Source organism: Kineothrix alysoides, from assembly GCF_000732725.1.
GTDB classification, from domain to species: domain Bacteria; phylum Bacillota; class Clostridia; order Lachnospirales; family Lachnospiraceae; genus Kineothrix; species Kineothrix alysoides.
On record NZ_JPNB01000002.1, the window covers coordinates 319936 to 343823 of the forward strand.

General features: G+C 38.4%; 24 protein-coding genes and 2 pseudogenes. 1 reads left to right on the plus strand and 25 read right to left on the minus strand.

From position 1 onward, the window contains the following. Positions 1–23: 23 nt before the first annotated feature. Positions 24–491 carry a DUF2798 domain-containing protein gene (locus tag CC90_RS0112460; protein ID WP_031391099.1) on the minus strand — a complete coding sequence of 156 codons (468 nt, stop codon included), beginning with the start codon at positions 489–491 and terminating at the stop codon, positions 24–26. A gap of 42 nt (positions 492–533) precedes the next feature. Beyond that, positions 534–1430: an alpha/beta hydrolase gene (locus tag CC90_RS0112465; RefSeq protein WP_051869534.1), complete on the minus strand. Its 897-nt coding sequence runs from the start codon at positions 1428–1430 to the stop codon at positions 534–536. 154 nt (positions 1431–1584) lie between these two features. Here CC90_RS0112465 and CC90_RS0112470 point away from each other — a divergent pair, with 154 nt between their 5' ends. Then, the gene (locus CC90_RS0112470) at positions 1585–2460 is read left to right on the plus strand and encodes a LysR family transcriptional regulator (RefSeq protein ID WP_031391101.1); all 876 of its coding nucleotides are present in this window, start codon (positions 1585–1587) and stop codon (positions 2458–2460) included. Between the two features lie 152 nt (positions 2461–2612). Here CC90_RS0112470 and CC90_RS23745 read toward each other — a convergent pair whose 3' ends face one another. The 23 genes and pseudogenes from CC90_RS23745 to CC90_RS0112595 all read right to left on the minus strand — a co-directional run bounded on the left by CC90_RS23745 (position 2613) and on the right by CC90_RS0112595 (position 23882). Continuing rightward, the gene (locus CC90_RS23745) at positions 2613–3713 is read right to left on the minus strand and encodes an N-acetylmuramoyl-L-alanine amidase (RefSeq protein ID WP_035315697.1); all 1101 of its coding nucleotides are present in this window, start codon (positions 3711–3713) and stop codon (positions 2613–2615) included. A gap of 21 nt (positions 3714–3734) precedes the next feature. Next, a complete protein-coding gene (locus CC90_RS0112480) occupies positions 3735–4535 on the minus strand; it encodes a YIP1 family protein (RefSeq protein ID WP_132038487.1) in 801 nt (266 codons plus the stop codon). A 20-nt stretch (positions 4536–4555) separates the two neighbouring features. Beyond that, entirely contained in the window at positions 4556–5905 is a 1350-nt protein-coding gene (locus tag CC90_RS0112485) for a zinc-ribbon domain-containing protein (RefSeq protein ID WP_031391104.1), read from the minus strand. Between the two features lie 10 nt (positions 5906–5915). Then, on the minus strand, positions 5916–6605 hold the full coding sequence (locus CC90_RS23200; RefSeq protein ID WP_031391105.1) for a YARHG domain-containing protein: 690 nt from the start codon (positions 6603–6605) through the stop codon (positions 5916–5918). Between the two features lie 267 nt (positions 6606–6872). Then, positions 6873–8147 (minus strand): erythromycin esterase family protein, encoded by a 1275-nt coding sequence (locus CC90_RS0112500; RefSeq protein WP_051869536.1) that lies wholly within the window; start codon positions 8145–8147, stop codon positions 6873–6875. Positions 8148–8151: 4 nt separating this feature from the next. Continuing rightward, positions 8152–8781, minus strand: a complete 630-nt coding sequence (locus tag CC90_RS0112505) for a DUF2812 domain-containing protein (RefSeq protein WP_035315699.1) — start codon at positions 8779–8781, stop codon at positions 8152–8154. Further along, complete coding sequence (locus CC90_RS0112510) at positions 8778–9101, minus strand: PadR family transcriptional regulator (protein ID WP_330373228.1); 324 nt, start codon at positions 9099–9101, stop codon at positions 8778–8780. The genes CC90_RS0112505 and CC90_RS0112510 overlap by 4 nt, the downstream gene beginning before the upstream one ends. A gap of 236 nt (positions 9102–9337) precedes the next feature. After that, complete coding sequence (locus CC90_RS0112515; RefSeq protein WP_031391109.1) at positions 9338–10024, minus strand: DUF6796 family protein; 687 nt, start codon at positions 10022–10024, stop codon at positions 9338–9340. Next, complete coding sequence (locus tag CC90_RS0112520; protein WP_035315701.1) at positions 10024–10389, minus strand: class Ib ribonucleoside-diphosphate reductase assembly flavoprotein NrdI; 366 nt, start codon at positions 10387–10389, stop codon at positions 10024–10026. Before CC90_RS0112520 ends, CC90_RS0112515 begins: the two co-directional genes overlap by 1 nt. Positions 10390–10443: 54 nt before the next feature. After that, positions 10444–11049 (minus strand): class I SAM-dependent methyltransferase, encoded by a 606-nt coding sequence (locus tag CC90_RS0112525; RefSeq protein WP_031391111.1) that lies wholly within the window; start codon positions 11047–11049, stop codon positions 10444–10446. Between the two features lie 522 nt (positions 11050–11571). Next, positions 11572–12045 (minus strand): pyridoxamine 5'-phosphate oxidase family protein, encoded by a 474-nt coding sequence (locus CC90_RS0112530; RefSeq protein ID WP_031391112.1) that lies wholly within the window; start codon positions 12043–12045, stop codon positions 11572–11574. 58 nt (positions 12046–12103) lie between these two features. After that, complete coding sequence (locus CC90_RS0112535) at positions 12104–13012, minus strand: AraC family transcriptional regulator (protein ID WP_031391113.1); 909 nt, start codon at positions 13010–13012, stop codon at positions 12104–12106. 148 nt (positions 13013–13160) lie between these two features. Then, complete coding sequence (locus tag CC90_RS0112540; protein ID WP_031391114.1) at positions 13161–13562, minus strand: (deoxy)nucleoside triphosphate pyrophosphohydrolase; 402 nt, start codon at positions 13560–13562, stop codon at positions 13161–13163. Continuing rightward, a pseudogene (locus CC90_RS22380) lies at positions 13559–16570 on the minus strand (DUF3427 domain-containing protein). The gene CC90_RS0112540 and the pseudogene CC90_RS22380 overlap by 4 nt, the downstream one beginning before the upstream one ends. 15 nt (positions 16571–16585) lie before the next feature. After that, positions 16586–17755 (minus strand): HNH endonuclease domain-containing protein, encoded by a 1170-nt coding sequence (locus tag CC90_RS24410; RefSeq protein ID WP_031391115.1) that lies wholly within the window; start codon positions 17753–17755, stop codon positions 16586–16588. After that, on the minus strand, positions 17716–18312 hold the full coding sequence (locus tag CC90_RS0112555) for a class I SAM-dependent methyltransferase (RefSeq protein WP_031391116.1): 597 nt from the start codon (positions 18310–18312) through the stop codon (positions 17716–17718). The genes CC90_RS24410 and CC90_RS0112555 overlap by 40 nt, the downstream gene beginning before the upstream one ends. A gap of 6 nt (positions 18313–18318) precedes the next feature. After that, a complete protein-coding gene (locus tag CC90_RS0112560; RefSeq protein WP_334291782.1) occupies positions 18319–18513 on the minus strand; it encodes a MazG-like family protein in 195 nt (64 codons plus the stop codon). Between the two features lie 644 nt (positions 18514–19157). Next, positions 19158–19571, minus strand: coding sequence for a HepT-like ribonuclease domain-containing protein (locus CC90_RS0112565; protein ID WP_031391118.1), 414 nt, complete (start codon positions 19569–19571; stop codon positions 19158–19160). After that, positions 19552–19884, minus strand: a complete 333-nt coding sequence (locus CC90_RS0112570) for a nucleotidyltransferase family protein (protein ID WP_031391119.1) — start codon at positions 19882–19884, stop codon at positions 19552–19554. Before CC90_RS0112570 ends, CC90_RS0112565 begins: the two co-directional genes overlap by 20 nt. 169 nt (positions 19885–20053) lie before the next feature. Next, entirely contained in the window at positions 20054–20431 is a 378-nt protein-coding gene (locus CC90_RS0112575; RefSeq protein ID WP_031391120.1) for a TnpV protein, read from the minus strand. A 498-nt stretch (positions 20432–20929) separates the two neighbouring features. Further along, positions 20930–22420: pseudogene (lysS, locus tag CC90_RS0112585) on the minus strand (lysine--tRNA ligase); the annotation flags it as partial. 48 nt (positions 22421–22468) lie between these two features. After that, a complete protein-coding gene (gene greA / locus CC90_RS0112590) occupies positions 22469–22954 on the minus strand; it encodes a transcription elongation factor GreA (RefSeq protein ID WP_031391122.1) in 486 nt (161 codons plus the stop codon). 109 nt (positions 22955–23063) lie between these two features. Beyond that, the gene (locus tag CC90_RS0112595; protein WP_132038486.1) at positions 23064–23882 is read right to left on the minus strand and encodes a hypothetical protein; all 819 of its coding nucleotides are present in this window, start codon (positions 23880–23882) and stop codon (positions 23064–23066) included. Positions 23883–23888: the final 6 nt, after the last annotated feature.

Below are 23888 nucleotides of genomic sequence, written 5' to 3' on the forward strand. Positions count from 1 at the left end.
AATTTTTGTGGAAAAATAAATAGCTATGAGATTTTCTTCTCCATAAAAATTGTCCGAAAAATCAGTCTTACAAGGGGTCCCACGTAGAAAACCTGTATGATCAAAGCAAATGGAAAATTTACCAGTAATTTTTGCAACCACAATATAATAATTTCTTTTACAAATCCATGATGATAAAATGCTACTGATAATGTCATGATTGGCGCCATAATGCAAACAGTAAAACAAGCCATTGCCACCAATATGAAAATTGGTTTATCTACTCCGGGCGTAAACACTCTTGATGTCAATTTTCTTGCAAGTGGCCCTGCTATGTATTTTTGTGCAAAAAATGCTACGATCGCTTCAAACCACATTCCTTTTATTGCATTAGCAAATGTTTCATAACTTAATCCAAATTCTAACGCCATATTGTAGCAGGTCATACAATAAACCATCGTAAATACCATAATAATTGTAAATATAAAATCCTGTGATTTTGTTTTTGGCATCTTTTCCTCCATAATAACCTTAATTTGATTTATTTTTTGCATTTAACAATTATGTCTTTTTAAAAATTTCAGGGCCAGATCTGCCCAAATCGTGACATCCTCATTGATCAGTTCCTGATTACATGTAGAGTTCTCATTCGCCAGTGCAAGCCCATGAAATCCCTCTTCAAACACGTGAATTTCATAAGGTATATGAAAAGCACTTAACCTTTCAGCAAATCTAAGCGATTGCTCTGCATAAACGAGTTCATCCTTTGATGTATGCCACAAAAATGTTGGCGGTGTTTTTTCAGAAACATAATAGTATGGACTTGCTCTTTTATACTGCTCTTCAGTAGCATTAACTCCAACACCGGCTTCCAAAAACATTTCAAGAAAATCTTTTTTTTTCATCCCTATGCTTGGTGAGAAAGGATTGATCTCCGGTTCACTCATGCTTCTTTCTATTTGATATAAATAATCAAGCATAGGATAACAAAGAACTACTGCATTCGGCCTTATCTTCTCAGGCTCAATACCTGGATCAACTTTGTTCAAAATCAAATTATCATTCCATTGAGTTGCAAGAGATGCACAAATCTGCCCTCCCGCAGAAAAGCCTATTACAGTTATACTATCCTGATTTATTTTCCATTTTTCTGAATTTGTTCTAATGATCAACATTAGCTTTGCAAGATCTGTAACGGGCTCCGGGTAGCAGGCAAGCCCCGTAGCTTTCGTGATGTAATCAAGCGTAAAAACCTGATACCCTTTGCTAAGAAAATACATCGCCACCGGCTGTTTCTCACGCTCAGTAATTCTCATAAACCCACCGCCTCCACATATTACAACAGCCGGATGCATCCTTCCCGAATCTACTTCAGCCGAATTATCAAGTAAATACATCGTATAACTCGCTCTGCGTTTATCATTCCAAACTTTTTTCTTTTCAACAATCATTTTACCCTCCGAATAGATATCCCACGTTATCAGGATTCCTGTTATGTTGATTTTAATTTACTTATTGTTGACAATCAATTCATCTTCGCCTACAATTTATCCATAATCAGCATAAATGATTTTAGTGTTTTAAAAAATTAGCGTGGAGGTATTTATGGATCTTGACTATATCAAGGATTTTGTTATTTTAGCTGAGGTCGGAAACTATTTGGAAGCCGCAGATCAACTATTCATTTCACAATCTTCTTTAACACGGCATATACAACAATTAGAAAAAGACCTTGGTGTAACACTTTTCGATAGAACCACACGCAAGGTTTCATTAAATCGATACGGACAATTGTTTCTTCCTTACGCAAATAAAATGGTTCAGATCCGATATGAATATGAAACAGCGTTTTACAATGAACTAAAGAATATAAATAGTAACTTGAATATTGGTTCTATCCCTTCAATGGTTCAATACAATATTACCGATTTATTGATTAAATTTAAAAACAAGAATACTAGTTTTAGTTTAAATGTGATTGAAGCAGAAACGCACGAGTTAAAAGAAATGCTTCGAAATAATAAATGTGATTTAGCATTTATACGTGAAACAGATTATTCAGATAACGAATTTGTACGCATCCCTTATTCCATTGATTCGATGGTCGCGGTTCTTCCATTAGACCATCCTTTGTCAAAATCAGACAGCATAGCTTTGGAACAATTGAAGAACGAAAAATTTATTCTTTTACCTGAACATTCACTCATGTATGATCTATGCGTCAGTGAATGTAAAAAAGCCGGATTTGAACCTGAAATTGTATTTACAGGTCATAGAGGTGAGAACTTAATTGATATGGTCAGCAAAGGAGCAGGCTGCGCATTATTAATGAAACGTCCGGCGGTATTTTTATCAAATGCCAATACCGTTTTAGTCGATATCTATCCGCAGGTCTGTACAAAAATCAGCCTTTGCTATAAAAAAAATCATGAGCTTTCAATTGCCGCCCGGCATTTTATCAATTGTCTGACCGCAATGTAAAGCTTTTCGTGTATTTTGGGCTTTTCTGATACTTATCAAGTCCAACTGCTGCAAGATTTGTACTGAGTACAAAATAAAGCTGCCGGGAAGTTTTGCCTCCTGACAGCTTTATTTTTAATTATATCAGATTTTTCCTATTCTCAAAATAATTATTATCGAAAATATTCATCAACTCCATTTGCAATGCCTTCTGCAATCAAATACTGGTACTCATCCGTTGCCATTTTCTGGTCCTCATCCGGATTAGTCATATAGCCCATTTCTACAATAGTAACCGGCACCAAACTCCAATTAATCCCACTCATTGTATCCGTTTCCCATACAGATTCTTTTTTACACCCTGTACTATCTACCATTGCATCAAGTATGCATGTAGAAAGTTTTTTGCTTTGATCGTAAAGCGATACATAAGGGCTATTAGCTGTTTGGCAAATCGTCATTGCTCCATTTACGCTTGAATTCTCAGATCCATTCGCATGAATTCGAATTAATATCTCAGCACCGGCATCATATGCCATTTGTGCTCTTTCTGAATTACTGATATTTACGTCATTCGTTTCTCGTATCATATATACGTCATAACCTTTATTTATCAGTTCTTCTTTTAGCTTGAGCGCTACTTCCAAATTTAGCTCATATTCTGCCAGTCCAGTAGATACTCCGCTAGTACCGCCGGATACTTTCGCTTTCATCTCGCCGGAGCCCGGTCCGATAGGTTCTTTTTCACTATTCCCTTTACTCTGATGACCTGCATCTATTGCAATTAAGTGTCCTCCCGTAATGGAAGGTGCCGTCTTCTCATGCAAATACTCGGCTTTGGCATAATATTCATTTCCATCCAGCAATACCCGGCTCCAGCCATCTTCTATATCTTCCATTTTTCCTAATGCAGTGCCGCGGGGTACTGTTTTATAAATATTCTCTCCTATCGACGGACTTGTCCTTATGTTAATACTATCCGTTGTATATACCTGTATTACCTCGACTTCTGTCGTCTCTTCAGTTAAATTAGAATCTCCTGCCGTTCCTTCCGAAGTATTTTCTTCGGATTGGATTATCTCTTTCGATGGTATTGTTTCTTCAGATTGCATTGTTTCTTCGGATGGTATTGTTCCTTTAATAATTTGATCCGTTTGGTCTGCTTCTTCGGATACTCCTATCTCACTATCAACACCAGCATTTTTATCGACCGTACAGCCTGTGCACAAAACGGTACATAGGCTGATTGCCACTATAAATATAATATTTTTCATCTACCTAATCCTTACTTTAAATTACAGCCCCAAAAGGCTGCCCCAGACACCCAATGAAGACATTGCGTCGTCCAGCAACTTCTGAACTATACTCTTTCCTACCAGTACTAATAAAGTAATACAAACAAGGTGTACTCCTATTACAATCCAAAGATTAATATTCTTATTTCCCTTGGCTACTACATTCATTGCCTCGATACTTGTAAGTATCCATGCCAAGTACACCCCCAAAAGCAAAAGAGCCGCTACTGGAGGTGAAATCAGTCCCATGATAAAACATGCTGCAAATATAATACTTCCGGGGACTGTCGCGGTTCCAAATACGCCTAACGAATTTAAGAAAGATGCATCGCTATCACTCTTCTTTCCAAGTAAACTACCCACAAATGCAAATATTATCAAAGGCACTGCTACGGCTATTACAAAGTAAAAAGCAATTCCCACACGACCACCAGATTCAAGCAAATCGCCAAGTAATGGAATATTTATCGTTGTACCTAAAAACAAAAGTAATAAATGTACTACTCCAATGATAATTCCAGGTATGTATCTATTCTGTGCCGAAATATCTTCCATTGCTGTATAAGGATTTTTAATTGCATTAATAAATACATTCTTCGCCTCATTGGCATGAGCTTTTGCCATTTCCACCTGAGGATTAGGCTTCTGAGAATCCATCTGGGGTTGTCCCTGATATCCTCCCTGTTGTTGTTCATTAGCAGATACCTGTTGCTGATTTACCACATTATCCTGTGATATCTCCTTGCAATTACAAGTTACTCCTTCATTAAGTTGTTTTCCACAGTACTTACAAAATGCCATCTTTTTTCCCTCCATCATATTTACTCCAGTATTTTCCACTGTCCATCTACTAATTCAAGTACAAAACTTCCATATGCTTCATCTGATCTGTCTGAGAAAGGTTCCTTTGTTTCCTTTTCTGTCCACCAGTCTCTATTAATTCTATAACCATCTATACTATAATTTACATCAGCATTCACAGCAATTGTCAAATTACCATCATCAGTCTGCCCCTTGTAATTGTAGCTATATGTAATAGACTTGATATTCATCTTCGTCACTTTTTCATTATTGTTCAGTAAATTTGCTGCATTTTCATAATTATAACTTCCTTCATAATTTTCTGAAATAATGTGTTTTACTGATTCTACAAATTGATCATAACTATTTCCCTCTATCAGAGAATTTTCATAATATTTTTCCAAGAATTCTGTACATATCGGTTCCACTGTTTCTAGTATGTTACTCTCTAACAGCATATTATCCGCATAGTATGTATTGTTATAAGGGGTCACATCTATACTATCTGCATATTCCGCTCTATATGGAGCACTAACCCTGATTTCGTATTTGCCTTCAAACATTTGAGGAAGTATATATTTTAATCTTCTTCCTTCTTTCTGAGGATCGGAATCAAGTTCATTCAAATCTATGCCTGCAATAGTAGCCTTTGCGTCAAAAGGGATATAAACCGCAAAATTATCTACTACATTATCACTGGGTGAAACTTTCCATTCATCAAAAATCAGCCATTTCTTTTCCTGCTGCTTCACTACACTTATATTTTCTGTACTCGTTCCGCTCTTCCCCTTGACTACGAATTCACAAGTGAAATCTTTTACGATATCTTTATCTCCACCGAATAAATCACTCCCTGCTTCAACAGTATAGTTTGTAATATCTCTTACTTTAGTACTTTGCATTGTATTTGCAAATAATTCTGCTGTCATTAATGGAGAATCCGGTAAATCCATCATTTCATAAAGCTGTTCCCAATCTCCTGCTGCCTCTGCTTTAAAGTAATTATCTGCCGCTGTTTCCGGACTATATTGTTTCTCACCTACTTTGTAAAATACCACTGCTAATATTACAAGCAAGATAATCTCAGCAATAAATACTTTCTTTCCCTTTTCCATCGGTGCTTTATAAACCGGCGGCCGTGTCACATATGGCTGCGCAATATTAGGTTGTTCCATATTGATTTGAGTCACCGGATTATATGCTGCTTCTGATTCTGCATTATTCCCTATGTCCGGATGAACCTCTGATTCAATAGCTGCATCTATTTTTACTTCATTTTTTTCTCTTTCGTCATGCTCTATCTTTGCTCCACAATTCTCACAATACAGAGAGTTATCGTCAATTTTTGTTCCACACTTTTCACAAAACATATTTATCCCCCTAATACCCCATCTCTTTTTCTATCTTCGAAATTAGATTTTTATTGTATAATTCATACTCGTTGAATACACTATCTCCCAAGCTGTCAAATTCTTTTACTGAGTACTTTGGAGCATACCATGATTTCTCGTTGAAATACTCCTGTAGCTGCTCATCTGAAAATTCTCTTCCAAGGCGAGCATAAATTTCATTTCTGGCATATCTAATATTCTCTTTAGACAAGGCGCGAATCTCGTCTTCCTCTAAAAAGCGTGAATTGCTATCCTGAAAAATGAATTCTGTATCTGCCTCTCCACTGATTTCATTTTCCATCTGTTCTGTGTTTGAATTGGTGTTTACGCCCAATACAACATTTACTTCTTTCACAAAATCTGCTATTACTTCCTTTCCAATAGTTGTTTCCGCCTTATTTGCGGTGCCGGAACCTTGTTCATACGCAGTAAATTTTACCTCTGTAAGCAAAATAATCCCTACTGTCGCTAATAAAAACACTGCTATCAAGATTCCAGCTATAATATTTACTAAAGGATTCCATTTTTTCTGATCAGGGATTTGAAAATTTACCGGTGACTTGTCAGACGATGCTTGATGTGTATAAGAAGTAGCCTCTATTGGTTGTCCGGAATAACCACAACGTGGGCACGGTTGATTATTTGATTCTATAATGGTTCCACATTTTTCACAATACATTTCTTTTCCCCCTTTTTGTATTATTATACAGCCTATTATTCTAAAAATCTACAATAACAGACATTTTTTCACTTTAAATAAAGGATTGTCCGAATTACTTCTATTGCTATTTCGCTCATCGACAATAGGAATCCTTTATCTTTCTTGCTTTATGCAGGAGATTTTTTCATTACTATTTTATTGGTACTTTTCTCCACGAAGGAGTCTTTTGTTCTTCTGAAAGAAGCATTTATCGAAGTTGCAAATACAAAAGTCAGCTTTGTATTTTCATTCCAGCATTGTTGATGGTGATGCTGCCCGCACATAAATCAATGCGTTATAGCTTTTCAGCGGGGATAGGCGCTGTGTATAACCTTTCTCTGACAATGAATGTATGTCAGAAAAATACTCCCCTATGGAACTCATTGACTGCGGTCTTTCCAAATAAGCGAAAAGAGTATTATCCTGCGCAGCGGCATCCAAATCGAGAAATAGGGAAGCCTTCTCTGATTGCGCCAGCAAAACAGCCAGGCGGCCGTCGCCTTTATTTTCTATGCTAAACTCTCGTCGTTCGCCGCTGCTGTCCGGTGCAAGAAAACGACTGGAACCAAACTCCGTACCTACCGCATAATAGGTTTCTCCAAACCGTTCATTCAAAATCTGTCCCATTGATTTTTTCGTTCCGACAGTAGCCGTGCTTTTTCCGATATGTCCGTTATGCCCGGTAATGAAAATTCCTTCGGCACCAAAATATTTCATCTCATATTCATAAATCCACGCTACGTGTTCTGCCATATAACCATCTCTGAGTGTTCCATAATTGTTAGCTGTGCGCAAGCGGGTATTTTGCAGCAAACAAGCAGAAAGAGCCCGGCACATGTCATATTCTTTTTCGCCAATCTCCGCAACTATAGTGTCCTTTTGCGATTCCAATTTACCATCAAGCACTTCCAACTGTGGGATTGCTTTTTCTACGGTAGATTTGTCAAGATCAAACATGGTATCATCTGAAATACCAGAAAGGACGTCTTCATACTCTACTGCGAGTTTTGGAAGTACTTGCCCCAAGAGAACAACCAATTCTTCCTTGTTATTATCGTATCGCTGCATATCATATCCATAAAACCTAATTTGATCTTTCTCTTGTTTCCCCGTATTATATTCCCGCATCCAATCAAGCAATGCTGTCATTTCTTCTGTTCTGTAAATTGCAAAACCAATTTCAGCTGCAGCTTCGGCTGCACTGCCATCGCCGGTTCGGATATACTGATTTACCTTTTGGCAGCCGCCGAAATCACCTTCTAAGGCAAAAGCCCGTATATCGCTTTGCTCCACAAGTTGGCGAAACACCTCAAGTTTCAGCACCGTGAAATCCTTGTTACCGTGGGTTGCTTCTCCCAGGGAAATAATGCCACTATTAGGTAATTCTGCCTCCTCCACATCGATGATATAAGGTTGCAGCAATGTATAATCAGGGGTGTTGCTTTCTTTGCCGCATCCCGTAAACGTGCCAATAAGAAGAATAGAGAATACCACAGTAACAAGTCGTTCTATAATTTTCATGTTCTCACCCTCTTTCCAATTTCGTTTTTTTACCCTCGATGTAAGAGCGTACAACGAAGTACAAACAAAGGCCGAGTACTACGATTTCAAACAGTCCCGCGAAACCTCTCCCAAGTGCAAAAGGTGTTTCAAAGAGGAACGCTCTCCAAAAACTCGAACCGGTCATTTCCCAAAGGCCGGGGGTGTAATAGAGTTCCTTCGGCCGAAAAATTGTGGTAGGATCATCTGCATTATTAAAAATATTGACTGCAAACAAGGAAGTATATACCACAAATAAAGAGAGCCAAAATGCACACAAGCGATGATATCGTCCAGCTTTGCTTGCATTATCTGAGAAAATATCTTCGGGAGCATCTGCCTTTATGGGTGCAAAGTATTGCCATCCCGAGTATTTGGTCCCATAGATATGACTCCAGCCGTTATCGCTAAAAAGCTGGATATATTCCCTAAAATCATCCTTTTTATTAAACTGTCGAAAATCAATACGGATATTGTCTGAGGGATTCGGTTCGTCTTTTTCAAAAATATAGTTTCCCCAAAAGGTGCGTCCCATAAAACACCAGCCTTCGGCCGCCAGTTCATTCAGCCAGGCTTCTTCCTTTTCAAATCGAAAGAACATTCGATATTTTTTCATACTTTTATCCCCTCACTTTCCGCGGCGCAGATCATCTGATTTAAGCGCCGGATATCAAGTGCTAATATCTCTTTGCCATAGTCGGTAATCTGATATATTTTTCGCCGTGGATCATCACTTGGCATAGCTGTAATAAGTTTTTGCTTCGATAGGTTTTCCAATGCTCCATACATTGTTCCCGCTGCAATGCGCACCTCGCCGCCACTCAAGTCTTCCACCGTCTGCATGATTTGATATCCATGCCCCGGCGTTCGCAGGGCTAACAGTATATAAAAGGTAGTCTCTGTCAAAGGGAGAAGTTTATTTCGTTTTATTATCATATAATCGCTCCAATCATATACAGTTTCAATATATAGTTCAACTGTATAATTACACTGTATATCTTTTCTTATATATTGTCAAGGGTATATTTAGAATACAAAACTACAAAGCGCAGAGACGTATGAAATTGCTACGTTTCATACGTTTCTGCGCTTTGTGGCTATAACATCCGGCTCGTTTTTTATTGTATCAGGAGTCTGGCTAATCCCTTATCTCCTTTGACAGCAGGAAGATATTACACATACCAGATGAGAGCAGATAAGAAAAATGCAGTCAGGCCTACATTGAAGCCGGCTCCATTCAAATAAGGCCTTCCAAGCTTAAACTTTGCACTCAGCAGTCCTGCCATAGGACTTACGATCAGAGGTGTAAGCAAGCCGAATAGCGGTGAGAATGAGGTTTTTCCCAGTAAAATTAAAGAAGTATACAGAATCCAGCCCAAAGCCGTGATCCCAATGGCCGCCCACCATGTAATATCCATAAAGCGTACATATTCGTTGACCAATTCCTCACAAGATTTGCTCATAGGCCGCCCTTCCCGATAATCCTTATAAAGGCCCTTAGATAATGTTCCCACGTAATAAAAAGCGACATGCGCCACCGGCGAAATAGAAAAACCTAGTCCCAGTAGTGCAACAGCTGCGGCAGTCCACAGAGAAGGACTTGCCAGCTTGTAAAGAGCAAAAACAGAGGTTACCATAAGAGGAATAGAAAAGTTAGCAATTAACGCGCCAAAACGCAAACGCGGGACGGAACCCGAAAGCATCAGAATCGTTGTTTTTTTATTTTTAATGTTTGTGTTTTTCAGAAATTCATTATATTTTTCTTCCTCAAGATCAAAACCAACCAAAAAGATATCTCCAATCAGCCAGCATATTGCACTGATAAGACCCGCAATCAACGAAACTAATATCCAATCCATTACATATCTCCTTTCACCGACTCCAGCTCTTGAAGAAATTCCACTACAACTTGTACATCGGTGTCTATTCCTTCGCCTTCTATGTTCCGTATTACAGGCACACGATAGTGTCTTTCAATTTTAGGTCCCGCGGCACAATAGAATCTTCCAAAACGCTTGTTACCGTTAATGACAACACCTCTGACAAGTGCACTGTACTGCTTCAAAAATCTCTGTGTGGGCTTAGGAATCAGACCCAGCCCTTCATTTCTCGTAATCAAAATACACGGCCCCAAAAGCGGCTCGGAAACAGGCTGCACCGAATACGGCAACTTTTCGGCAAACTTTTTCCCCAAGCCTGTTTTACTGTCATAAATTATTCGCATTATAATACCTCTTAATAAATGTAATGGTTACAGTTAATTACCTTATAATAATAGTCAGCGAACGGCGGTCAGACACATCCATCCTTTTTCATTGTGATATAATTCCACCTTTTGATAGCCCGTACGCAAAAGATGCTCCTTCAAATCCTCTCCCCTATGTACAGTCATTCCCTCTATCCGATCCGTCCATGTAGTATCAAGTGGATCATCCGCCTCGCAGCAGATTAACAACTCACCCCCCGCTTTTAACACGCGCCTGATCTCTTTAAAAGCAGCGTCCAAATCCGGCCAAAAGTAGATGGTTTCAAAAGCAGTCACATAATCGAGAGTCTGAGCGGGATAAGGCAAATCTGCAGCATCCCCTTGATGGATTTCACATCGCTTTCCAAGATGAGCAGCGTTGGTCTTTTGACTGAAAGCAATGCTTTCTGCCGAATAATCCAAGCCGTCCACGATACTTTCAGGTACATCTTTAAGCATTTTGGCAATATTTGCTCCGCCTCCGCAGCCCACATCCAATATATGAGAACCTGTGCGCAACGCCAGATGCGAAAGCCCCCATGCAGCCAATTTCTCATGCCCGGTGTTCATACCTTTTAATATCATTCTGCCAAAAATCCCTTCCGGCTTTCTTGTATTTTGAATAATTCGATTAAACATATTTTCATCTCCTCAAAGTTGGTTAGTTGTCGCTAACTATTATACCACCAATACTTATCCATGTAAATCATAGAAAAGGAACATAGATATCATAATCTACTCTTTCTAATCAAAAGTGAAGAAAGTACCATAAGAATCCTCTCCTTTTGTTGTACTCCTACTCCTTATTCTCCGATATCTGTAGATTCGGCAATGCCTTTGCCGATTTTAGCACTTCACGAAAGTATGTGCAGACCGATTGGAAGAAGCCTTGCTATGATAAACTTTGGCGGCTCAACATCAAAATCTAACAGACTTTCACCGTCTATGGCAGGCAATAATTTAATTTCTTGCAGTTGGAACACTCCTTGAAAATTTGATTGTATATAAAAATCCCTAAACGGGACGTCTTGCCGTTTAGGGGGGATTATGCGTGCTTATTTAGTTTTGATCGATAATCTTAGTTATTGCTGATTGCCATTACTACCAGGATTGTAGAATTTAATGCTTATAACGCCGGGTTATCAATGCTCAAATTCTGTCTTAATCGCAATATTTATTGATAAAATCCATGTGATATAGTTTTTCCCAATGGTTTATATTTAAAATTCCCTTTGTGAGGTGAATTGCTAAAAAAACACAATTTTCATCCTTTTCATTATTGGCCATGTCGTACCAATCGGAAAACGCTTTGCGAAGCTTGTTTCTTATTTCAGCATTTTGGGGGGCAAGCACCCAACCAAGATTTTCACCTACACCACAAGCAGTAAACATCTCATGACAAGCCGCAATCGAAACTTCCGAGTTTTGTGCAATTTCCTGCATTTTGTTTGATTTTCCATATGTAACAGCATAAAATGTACCATCTTCATAATAAGCATCCACAACTCGAACGTTAGGGCAAGGTTTTCCGTCGGCACTCGACTCAAGCGCAATTGTCGCCAGCGAGATATTGTTATCCTTGCCGTTGCCGAATTTCTCCTCCATTAATTTTAATCCCTCTTCATACATACTCATTTATTTTTCCTCCTAATTAATTTATTAATTTATTAATTTTATTAATTTATTAACTTTATCATTTTTCCCGTTTCTTAAACGGAATCCACAGCTCTACATAAGCGATACCGGACGTTCTTTGATAATACATCTCGGGAAAAAATCCATCGGCAATCAAGTCGTGTTCTTTCAGCCAAAATCTAGTATATTTCATCGCTTTTCCCATACCAATCATCATCTGTCCGTTATTCTCTGCCTCAAAGCCACAGACTACATATTCTCGTACAGGCAGTTCCCAATTGGCAAAGTTATGGCTTTCCTTATCTTTCTCGACTTCTGCACCAATAAAATAACTCGAATAACCGTCGGGGGCATCGCCGTGATAAGAAACACCGATCAAACGTCCTTTGGAAATATGCGGAATATCAGGAAGTTCCCTGAAAAATCTGTCCCAAATCTCACTAACCGTATCGACACCGGTTCTTTCGCCAACCATTTTACCATATTTGAATGGGTAATATCCTATCACACCAAGAAAACGAATCGGCTCATCAAGAAATCTGCGGTTCATTTCCAGAACCAAGCCTTCACTAATCAGCGGCACGCCCTCATCTATTATGATGTAGCCAAGCAGTAAATCAGGTTTGTCAAAATTCTGTAAGCTAACAGGTTTATCTCGGTACTGCGATGGGGTAATGCCATATGTTTCCTTAAAAGCTCGCGTAAACGTTTCGTGACTGCCAAAACCGTATTCCATTGCAATATCGATAATATTTTTTTTCTTATCACGCAACGGAACGACAGCTCTTGCCAATCGACGCAACTTAATATAATCTCGGACCGATGTTTTTACCAGTCGTGTAAATAATCGCTGATAATAAAACAGTGAAAGTGAGGCAATTTCTGCCAGTTCTTCGATTTGCATTTCCTCGCCAATATGCTTCTCGATGTGGTTCAGCGTTTTCTGTATGGCTTCCCATGCATGCATATAATTTTCCTCTCTACAAAAATAGTATACCACGGACGAAAAACAAATGCTTGACCGTGTCTGCTCTTTTTGGGCAGAAAAAGATTTTACGGAGGCAGTAGTGGCGTGGAAAACAAATAAGCTTATTATCATCCACTTATCGTAGTATTTACATTTTTTTCTCAATAGAATGTATTAATGAAATATCCGCCGGAAGCCATTCCACAGAATCCAAGTCTTCTTTTATCAGCCACTTTGCTGCATCATGTTCTTTAAGCACTAAATCACCAGCGATTATCTCTGCCCAAAAACAATCCATCGAGAGATGAAATTTAGGATAATCATATTCTATCGTATCAATCAAGTCTCCTACTGATATCTCTGTATCTAGTTCTTCCTTTATTTCTCTTTTTAGAGCCTCATGAGGCGTTTCCCCCTCTTCAATCTTGCCACCCGGAAATTCCCAGCCACCTTTGAATTCTCCATAACCACGCTGTGTAGCAAAAATTATTGGTTCTCCCTTTTCATTAGCAGATTTAATCACTGCAGCCACTACTCTAACTATTTTCATCCTGCCTTCACTTTCTCTTTCTTAATCTTACTCTGCAAATAACGTAACAAATCTTCTCTAACTGTATGATGCATCTTCATCTGGAATTTCACTATATCACGTTCTTTTCCGTTATTATCTTTCTTACGAGCTGGCTCTACTTCTATTACGTTAAACTGTCCCATATAATAGAAATAGGCTTCTGCATCACTTTTCTTGACAAAAAGATGTTTTCGTGGTGCTGTCAATACATCCGCAACATAGGAACTATCAATTCCTCGTCCCATCTGAGAATCCCATCTAAAAATCATATTATCTTCAAAAGCATCTGCATAATCAGGCTTCCCATCTACATAATTCTTATCATCAGAGCTTTCTTCTTTATGATAAGTCACAAAAATAAATACATCGTCATCTATTCGCTTCATTCCATACATTGTTGATGATAGATCCTTACCACAATTCATCAAAAGACTCACATCACGTCTGGAATATTTTTCATACAAAACAAATGGAATATTCTCAACTTGGTTAATGGAATACTTTTCCCTATATCTTTTAAGTCCTACTTCAATAATATCATTGATCTGTTTGTTAAACTCAATATGCTGAAGACGTTCCGCAAAACTCTTAAGCCTTTGTAATGTTCTCTTTTCATCGTAATCTATAATGTCAATATGACAATACTTTTTGTACTCATCTTCTTTGCTTACAAATTTTCCCTTCAGAACTTCTATCGCATTTTCAAAAGACATCAGGTCAACCTCATAACCGTATACCTCTTGAAACTCTTGTTTCATCTGGTCTACATAGATTACTTCACTATTTAAAAAATGCTTTAATATTTCAAGCTCATATGGCCTTGATCCGCTAAGAATTGTCTTTGATAGATATTCTAAGGTAACCAGTTCCTGCTTCGTTACCTTTCCCATATATATTTCCTTCTCTACAGACTCCAAGAAACTTTGGTAGGTTTTATATTCCCGGATAATTACAAGTGGATCTATTTCTCCATTTTCATAAAAGTCGAAAAGATAAGGCACTCTGCCCAATCAATTTTTCAGAGAAATATAGCTTTCTTTGATAATCGATTTCATCCCCTTAATCTTATCAATGGACGAAAAAATCTTATCTTTAGAAATCTCATCGAAATGAATCGTAGAAGCTCCAGGAATTGTACTATTACCACTAATAACATATTTACGAATGGTGTCTGGATTATAAGAACGATCTCCTGATAAAGCAATTGGTATCATAAAATTATTATTGTAATTACCAATAAAATCCAAAATTACAACATATTCTTTTCCCTCCGCTTTTCTAAGACCTCTTCCTAACTGCTGAATAAATACAATTGGTGACTGCGTAGGGCGAAGCATAATTACCTGATTGACCTCAACAATATCTACACCTTCATTCAAAATTTCAACAGAAAAAATAAAATCCAATGGTTCTATCTTATCACAAACTTTATCTTCATCCATTGCTAATCTTTCAAATGCTTCTTGGCGTTCGCCCTCCGAAGCATTGCCATTCAGCGCAATTGTTCTATATAATTTCCCAGTTGCCGGATTCATAATGTGATTAAATTTTTCAGAAAGTCTTTCAGATTCATCTATCCGGCTACAGAATATTAAACCCTTTACTCTATCTCCACTATACCCGTAATAATTCGATTGGTCGATAATATGCCGTACACGTTCATCACCGGTTATCTTGTTAAAATCTCTTTCTGAAATATTCTTTGCTTTCATCTGCTTATCACTTATCATTGAAATATCGCTGATTCCAAAATAATGGAATGGGCAAAGCATATTTTCTTCCATAGCTTGCTGAAGACGGATCTCATATGCAATCTGATAATTGAAAATTTCGTAGATATTTTTACTCTCAATATTATCATCTCTCTTATCAGGTGTTGCCGTCATACCAAGCCAAAGCTTGGGTTTAAAATAATTCATTACCTTCTGATAAGTATCTGCAGATGTATGATGAGCTTCATCCAAAATAATACAATCAAATTCTTCCGAAGCATATTCTAATAAATACTCATCTCTATTTAATGTTTGAACTGTTGCAAACACATAATCACAATCGTATTCATGATATCCTGCCCCAACTAATCCCATCGATACTGACTTTGCAAATACCTTTTCGTAGGATTTCTTTGTCTGACGTGCAAGCTGTCCTCTATGAACTAAAAACAACACCCTCTTAAAGCCAAGCTCACGCATGGCAAAGGCTGAAGCATAAGTTTTACCTGTTCCCGTTGCTGAAATCAGAAGAGCTTTTTTCTCACCAGACTCTAATATTTTTCTTAGATTTGTAATAAATCCAACCTGCATACTGTTTGGTTTTAATCGATATTTTTCAATAGATGTAATCTCATCTAACTTTGCAATCTCACGCTGACGCTTGATCGTTTTGTATTGTTCTAAATAAACCTCATAAAATTCATCAAATCCCAGTGCATACCTAGATTTCCAAAGTTCTTTAAATTCCGCAATAATCTCCTGTGCCATCTCTCCCTGCTCAGTCGATACTAGTTTTGTATTCCACTCCCGATTACTTGTCAATGCTGCACTTGTAATATTAGAACTACCGATTATAATCCGATAGATTTCTTCCTTCTTAAAAATGTATCCCTTAGTATGAAAACCTTCATCAGCAGCTTCTACATCGTACATCTTAAGCGTAATATTCTTTAGCCTATTTAATTTTTCTAATGCTTTAGGCTCACTAAAATTCAAATAATTAGTAGTGAGAATCTCTCCATGAATGTTTTTCTTCTCAAGTACCCTAAGAGTCTGAAGCAAAGGTGTAATTCCGCTCATTGTAATAAATGCCACACTGATCTGGAACTGATTGCATGCCAAAAGCTCATCCTCAATGGATGAGAGTACTTTCTTTCCTTCTCTATGATTGTTTGAAACAAACTGTGGCTTGTAAGCCAGATTAGACGAAAATGTTCCATCTATGTATGCCGTTTCAAAACCATTCCTTATTTCAGCTAATTTTTCATTTGTCATGTATCTAGTCCCCTTTTACCAAATCTGGTACCCTTGTCTTCTTGCCGAATCATAGACCGGCTGCATGTTTTTTTCTAGTATATTATAAAATTCCTCTTCTGAATTTCCTTTTCTATAGAGCTCCTGATTTGCCCATATGGAATGCAGATTGTCTCGATAGCAAGCCTCGTACTTCCTTCTGAACTCTGGCTTTCTGTCATCATGAATCATGCCATACAGAATAAACTGGTTACCTGCGAATCGTTTGAAAAACGGATCCCATTTTGGAAGTTTATTACTTTTTGATGAATTTAGTGAGGAATCCATCGGCATTAAATTCCATAGTTCATCATTCATTACAAAAGACCACGGAATAAAATGATCCACGTCATAATTACCTTTAACAATAGGCAAATTTTCAAATACATCTACGATAGGCCGATTGTCCAAAACTACTTCCCACAGTTTTCTTACGTTGTTTAGTTTGCGCATCTTTTCATCCATTGGCGCAAGTTTATAAACAAGTCCCGGAACTTCAGGATTATTATTTTGAAGCCACTTAACTTTTTCATACTGAATCCATCCAAGAATTGAAACCGTATGATCTTGTATCATCTTTATCCAGAATTCATTAAAATAGACTTCTTTCTTAAGCTTACTTCCTGTACCAAGTGTATATGGCAATAATGTCACCTGATTGACTCTTTCAATATAGGCAACCATTCTACGAGCACTCTCCCAATCTGCACGTTCCTCACATTTATCAAAAAATCCTGCAAGTGCTCTATACGGAACCATATTGGTAAGTTGTTCCTTATAAGTTTTTAGTTCTTTATCATACTCTTTAATCTTATTCTTTATTTCAACTTTTGATGCATTTCCCGGAAGCCCACTTAATTCCTGTAAAGTTAGAACAGCTCTTTCCAATCCATCTTTGACCTGACCATCTATTATACCACTGAGATGAATATGGAATTCTAAAACTGAATACCATGCATTGGCAATCATTTCATCAATAATCTCATTAAAGTTGGTCTCTTTTATATCTTCAGAAATAAGAGAAACGACTGCTTCAAGCCAATAAAATTTATAACAGTATGACGGATTCTTCATCATATGAGAGAATGCTTCTATATCAAGGCTGTTATAATATTTGCCATCCATATTTAATTGATATCCAATTTTCTCAGTATCAAGTTGAGCCATTTATCTTCACCCCTGCCTGGTCTTGCATCTGCTGTCATCCATTGTTTTTCTATATCAATACCTTCTAAGTCCACAACATATTCTTGAAAAGATTCTTCTGTAAAATCACTAAAAAATCTTCCGTTTCTCACTCCTTCAAAATTCCCATATTTAAAAGATGTATAAATAATGCCATTTCTTTTTAACGCCTTAATCATTTTCCTAAACACATCCGTAAGCTCAGATTTTGAAAGATGTAATATGGATGAACACGCCCATATTCCATCATATTTCTCTTTCTCATTCAATTCTTGAAACAGCATATATTTAACTTTTATTCCAGAAAATCCACTTGCAATTTTACAAAGTTCTTCTGACCCATCAATAGCGTCAACCTTGTAGCCCTTGTCTATGAAATACTTTGTATCTCTACCAGAACCACAACCAAAATCAAGAATCATTCCATCAGTCGGTAAAAACTCAAGAAACTGATCCTGCATATCCGAAAATATCACATCTACGGTGTTATTCACAAATTCATTTGCTTTGCTGTTGTAATACTGAAGAGTTTTATCCATACTCCATCACCTTCTAAACTGATCGTATTTTTCTTTACTATCCTTAGAAATATCTACGGGATACTTCTCATTGTTTCTATTAACCTTCTTCTGAACAATTTTATCAAGGTCTAATCCACAGGCATCTGCCATAAGCATACAATAATTCACAGCATCCGCAAGTTCTTCTTTTATCTTGTCCATTTTCCCTATACAGTTCACATCTTCACCACTCCATTGGAAGACTTCCAGTAATTCAGCTACTTCTAGTTTCGATCATCACGAAATTATATTATCTGTTTTATTGTTTCATCTGTCATAATTCATAACTCCTTTGTGATACTGCAAGAAGTGCTTCTCAAGAAATGTGCCACTTTTCTGCTGTAGTAACATATTCCATATTAAACATCCACAAAAGCTGCAATATGTACTTTTTTAGTATATTATTATATACGAACATTTTCAACAAATTTCAAGTATTTCTGATCTATCACAAAAATGTGTTTTTAAATTCCACTCATTTCCTAATAGAATTTATTTTCGCACAGTTATTATTTATGCTTTCACTCTTTCAGGATATAAAAATAGGTGAACATTTACTGAACTTAAGAGAGAAATTCAGTTATTCTCAATCAGAATTAGTAACTAAACTACACCTTATGGGCAGTAATATGTCAGCAGTACCTATTCCAAGATAGAAACTGATATACGCATAAGTAACTTCCTTGCCTCGAAGCAGATATATAATGTAGATTTTTCAGAATTTTTTGTTGGTTTATTGCTTGATTAGAAAATGTTATTTTAATATTTCTTGAAAATGTAAGAGCACCATGAGATTTTTCTCATGATGCTCCAATAAATATTCTTTAACGCTCCTGATCTTCCTCCAAGTCATCTTCCCGCTCCGGAAGCACTTCCTCCTGCATCATAACCCGACACCTTTGAATATTTTCTTCACAAAAAGCGAATAGCTGTGGAATATCGGAAATTGTTGTGTCCCATACCTTATCAATGTCCACCGCTCCATAGTTATGTGCGAAAAGATTCCGCATACCCTTGATGGCTGGCCAGTACATTCTTTCTTTTGTGCTATCCCTGAACTCCTCCGTCAAGTGCCCCGTCAGTTCTCCTATCTGAAGCAGACTCATGCATACCGAATTGCGATAGTCCATATCTGTTTCAAATACCGCCTTTTCATTTCCAAACCTCTGCATTGTATTACCGATATCAATACAGTAATCTCTTATATGTTCTAGAATATCAATATTCCTGTTTCTCATATATCAGCTTTTCTTCCTCCTCAATATTGGAACGGAACCTACTTACTCTATGCACATTTGCTTTATGGCTCAGCGCCTCTGTCGTCACCAAATCCACTGGCTTTTTCAATGCGCTTGTCAATTCATCGTACAGCCTGCCCAAGCCAAACATTCCCTTTATCTGTCCGCCTTCAATCCGCAAATCTATATCGCTCTCTTCGGATGCATCTCCACGGGCGTAAGAACCGAACAGCCATGCACGATTCACATCATATGCTTTTAAGATTGGTCCAACGATACCGCTTATTTCATGCTCTGCATAAATCTTGTTCATCTTCTTCCCACCTTTCTTTATCATCCTTTTTCACCTTTATTATAGCATTCCCCCTTTCTTGTTTCAATTACATTCAACATAGAATCATAATCTGCTCTTTTTAAATTAAAAGCGGAAAAATACTTTTAAGAAGCCTCTCCTTTGGGTGCTCTATACGCTTTACCGCTTTTTATCGGAATTGATGCGACACTTCATGCAGAATAATTTCTTCTGCCTGCATGGTTATCATCTTCATATGTGCTGCTCTCTCCAATATACTCTCTGCTTTCGGCATCGGCTGTATACGCAGGAGATCTTGTATCAGCTTTTCTTTCTTTTCTTCTGCTTCCTCTTCCACCTTGTAGATTGTTTCGTTGATTTTACCTTGTGCAATCAGTTCCGACAGCCTATGAGGATAATACTCCAGCATATAATCCTTCCATCCTTTCCCAAACACTCCGATACTCCTTTGATCGTATTCCTTATTCTCCGATATCTGTAGATTCGGATATAACATCCCGTCTTTTCCTTTCATATATTCCATTTTTATCAGTGGTTCTCTACTCATATTTATGGCTCCTTTTCTTCTAAGTCCGCACATCTTACCGTCTTTTTCTCCATATAATTTTTTGGTTTTTCAAAAAGATAAATCTTGCCAGATTTCATGCGGGTTTACAAGTTCCTTACTCCCATTCCATTTGTTTTGACCATAACAAAAGGACACTTCCCTTTCAGGAAATGTCCATAAAGTACCACTTATCAAAGCAACTGCCATACTATTAAGAATCTTCGATTCCTTTCGGTATACTAGTGAAAACCTATAACCCTTACTTTCCACTAATATCCCGTATTATGAGAAGCATAAAACTTCTTCTCATAATGCTCCAAACTTTCAGTTTGTCGCTGACTTATCAGGTGAAATCAAATGTCTGCTTTGCAGCCGCTTGATTTCCTTCCGATAAGTCATATTATCACGTATGATGCGTTGCAAATTTGTTGCAAAAATGTTGTAAAATACAATCAGAAAGTCCTCAAACCCTTGATTTTACTGACTTTATTTGTCCAATGTTTTCATCGTCGGGAACAACAAAACATCCCTAATCGCCGGCGAATCCGTAAGCAGCATAACCATGCGGTCAATACCGAATCCGATTCCGCCTGTAGGCGGCATTCCGACTTCGAGGGCGTTCAGGAAGTCCTCGTCGATACTGTTCGCTTCTTCATCTCCCTGAGCTATCAGCTCTTCCTGCGCGATAAAGCGCTCACGCTGATCGATAGGGTCGTTCAGCTCAGAATATGCATTTGCCATCTCGCGGCAGGTAATGAACAGCTCAAAACGCTCCGTATATTCCGGCTTGTCCGGCTTTTTCTTGGTGAGCGGCGATATTTCTATCGGATGATCCATAACGAAAGTAGGCTGTACCAGATGCTCTTCTACGAAGTCCTCGAAGAACAAGCTTAAAATATCGCCCTTTTTATGTCTCTTCTCATAGTGAACGCCCTTTTCATCCGCTATCTTCCGGGCTTCCTCCGTGGTCTCTATCTGATCAAAGTCGATACCTGTATATTTCTTCACAGCATCCACCATCGTAATTCTTTCAAACGGCTTGCCTAAATCGATTTCCACATCGCCGTACTGTATCTTCGTCGTTCCAAGAACCTCTTTCGCCACATGGCGGTATAGATTCTCACTCAGATCCATCATTCCGTTATAATCGGTATATGCCTGATACAGCTCCATCAATGTAAATTCGGGATTGTGTCTTGTATCAAGGCCCTCGTTGCGGAATACCCTTCCAATTTCATACACTCTTTCCATTCCGCCGACAATCAGCCTCTTTAAATAAAGTTCCAAGGAGATTCTAAGCTTCACTTCTTCATCCAGCGCATTGTAATGGGTTTCAAAAGGTCTGGCAGCCGCACCGCCTGCATTAGCCACGAGCATAGGTGTCTCTACTTCAAGAAAGCCCTGGCTGTCCAAATAGCGGCGAATGGAGCTGATAATCTGAGACCTCTTTACGAAGGTATTTTTTACGTCCTCGTTCATGATGAGGTCCGTATATCTTTGACGGTAACGGATATCCGTATTTACAAGTCCGTGATATTTTTCCGGGAGTATCTGAAGACTCTTGGAAAGTAACGTAATTTTGGCCGCATGTATGGATATTTCTCCTGTTTTGGTTTTGAAAACCTCACCCTCTATACCGACAATATCGCCCACATCATATTTCTTGAAATCCGCATAAGGCTCTTCCCCGATGCTGTCTCTGGCTACATATGACTGGATATTGCCTTGTAAATCCTGCACATTGCAAAACGAAGCTTTTCCCATAACTCGTTTGGACATAATGCGTCCTGCTATGAATACTATCTTGCCTTCCAATGCATCGAAATTATTTTTCACCTCAAGGCTATGATGGGTCACATCATATTTCATGATCTGGAAAGGATCCTTTCCGCTTTCCTGCAACACCGCAAGCTTCTCTCTTCTTACCTTCAATAGCTGGTTAATATCCTGTTCCTGCTGCTGTCCTTGTACGTTCTGTGTTTCTTCCACTACCGACACTCCTTTTCTCCCGACTTTCCCTGTCAGCCCCTACATTTTTTAATTGCTGGAGCGCTGAATCTCGAGCACTTTATATTTCAATACGCCGACCTGCGTTTCTACGCTGACTAATGCCCCTGCCTTTGCACCGATCAATGCCTTCCCTACCGGCGATTCGTTAGATATTTTCCCCTTAAGGCTGTTCGCCTCGGTGGAACCTACGATTTTATATTCCAATTCTTCTTTATATTCCATATCCATAATCCTTACTTTACAGCCGATGTTAATCTTATCCAGATCCACTTCGTCTTCTACTACAACCTCGGCATTTTTCAAGATTTTTTCCAATTCTTCGATTCTGGCTTCGATATCGCGCTGCTCGTCTTTCGCCGCATCGTATTCCGCATTTTCCGATAAATCGCCCTGTTCTCTGGCTTCCTTAATTTTCTGCGCTACTTCTTGTCTTTTAACTACTTTTAAATCATGAAGCTCATCTTCATATTTTTTGAGACCTTCATAAGTCAAAATATTCTTCTTCTCTTCCATTTTGGGTCACCCTTCCTACGAGTGTTCTTTACTCGTTACGAGCTTTCTTTACTCGTTATGAATGTTTTTTACTCGTTACGAATGTTCTTTACTCGTTTTCCACCAATTTTTACTTATTCTCTGCCTGAATATGGGTCTGATTAACTCTAGTATTGTACCCATTTTTTGCGAGAGTGTCAAGGAATTTCACTGTTGACAGATACCTTACATCCTTTCGCTTCGTCTCCAGCACCCTCCGCTTTTCGTTCTCCGACCAAAAGTCAATGTATGATGCTTCTTCAGGAATAGCGGCATAGGGAGGAACATATCGTCGCCTTCCATCCAGAATCACCGTCTTTTTGTTCTTGCCGAGGCGTTTTTCCAGCTTGTTTACGTAAGCTGCGGGGATTCCGTATTCCTCATATACATAATCCGTAAAATCCATGTACATCTCCGGCCGGTCGGTAACTACCGTAAAATGATTGATACGGGGCAGATATTTTTGCAGCAATACAGCGAAGATATTTTTCTGCTCCTCCATCGCATCGATTCTCTGAAAGGAGCCCTCCTCGCCAAACTCGTCGTCCGCCGCATTCCATCCAATCAGGAACAGATACTCCCAGCATAAATTTTGCTTCACAACCTTATGGAGTAAAATTTCCGGCGGAAGCTTTTCTTTTATTTCCAACAGGCTGCTTAAATCCGGCTGCAAATAATAATCCCAAGCCTCCGTTTGCTCCAACTGCGCACTCAATACTTCGAGGAGCCTTTGCTTATCCCAAGGCTGTCCTCCTCCGTAGAATTCCGGCACCTTGTAAAATAAAAGTTCGTACTCCTCTCCCATATCTATATTTACGCAAGACATCCGGAAGGTGTTCCAGAAATGCTTCTTCGCATTCTGTCCTCTTTCCAAATGGAAATACACGATTGTCTTCCTATCCGATTCCATATCTGT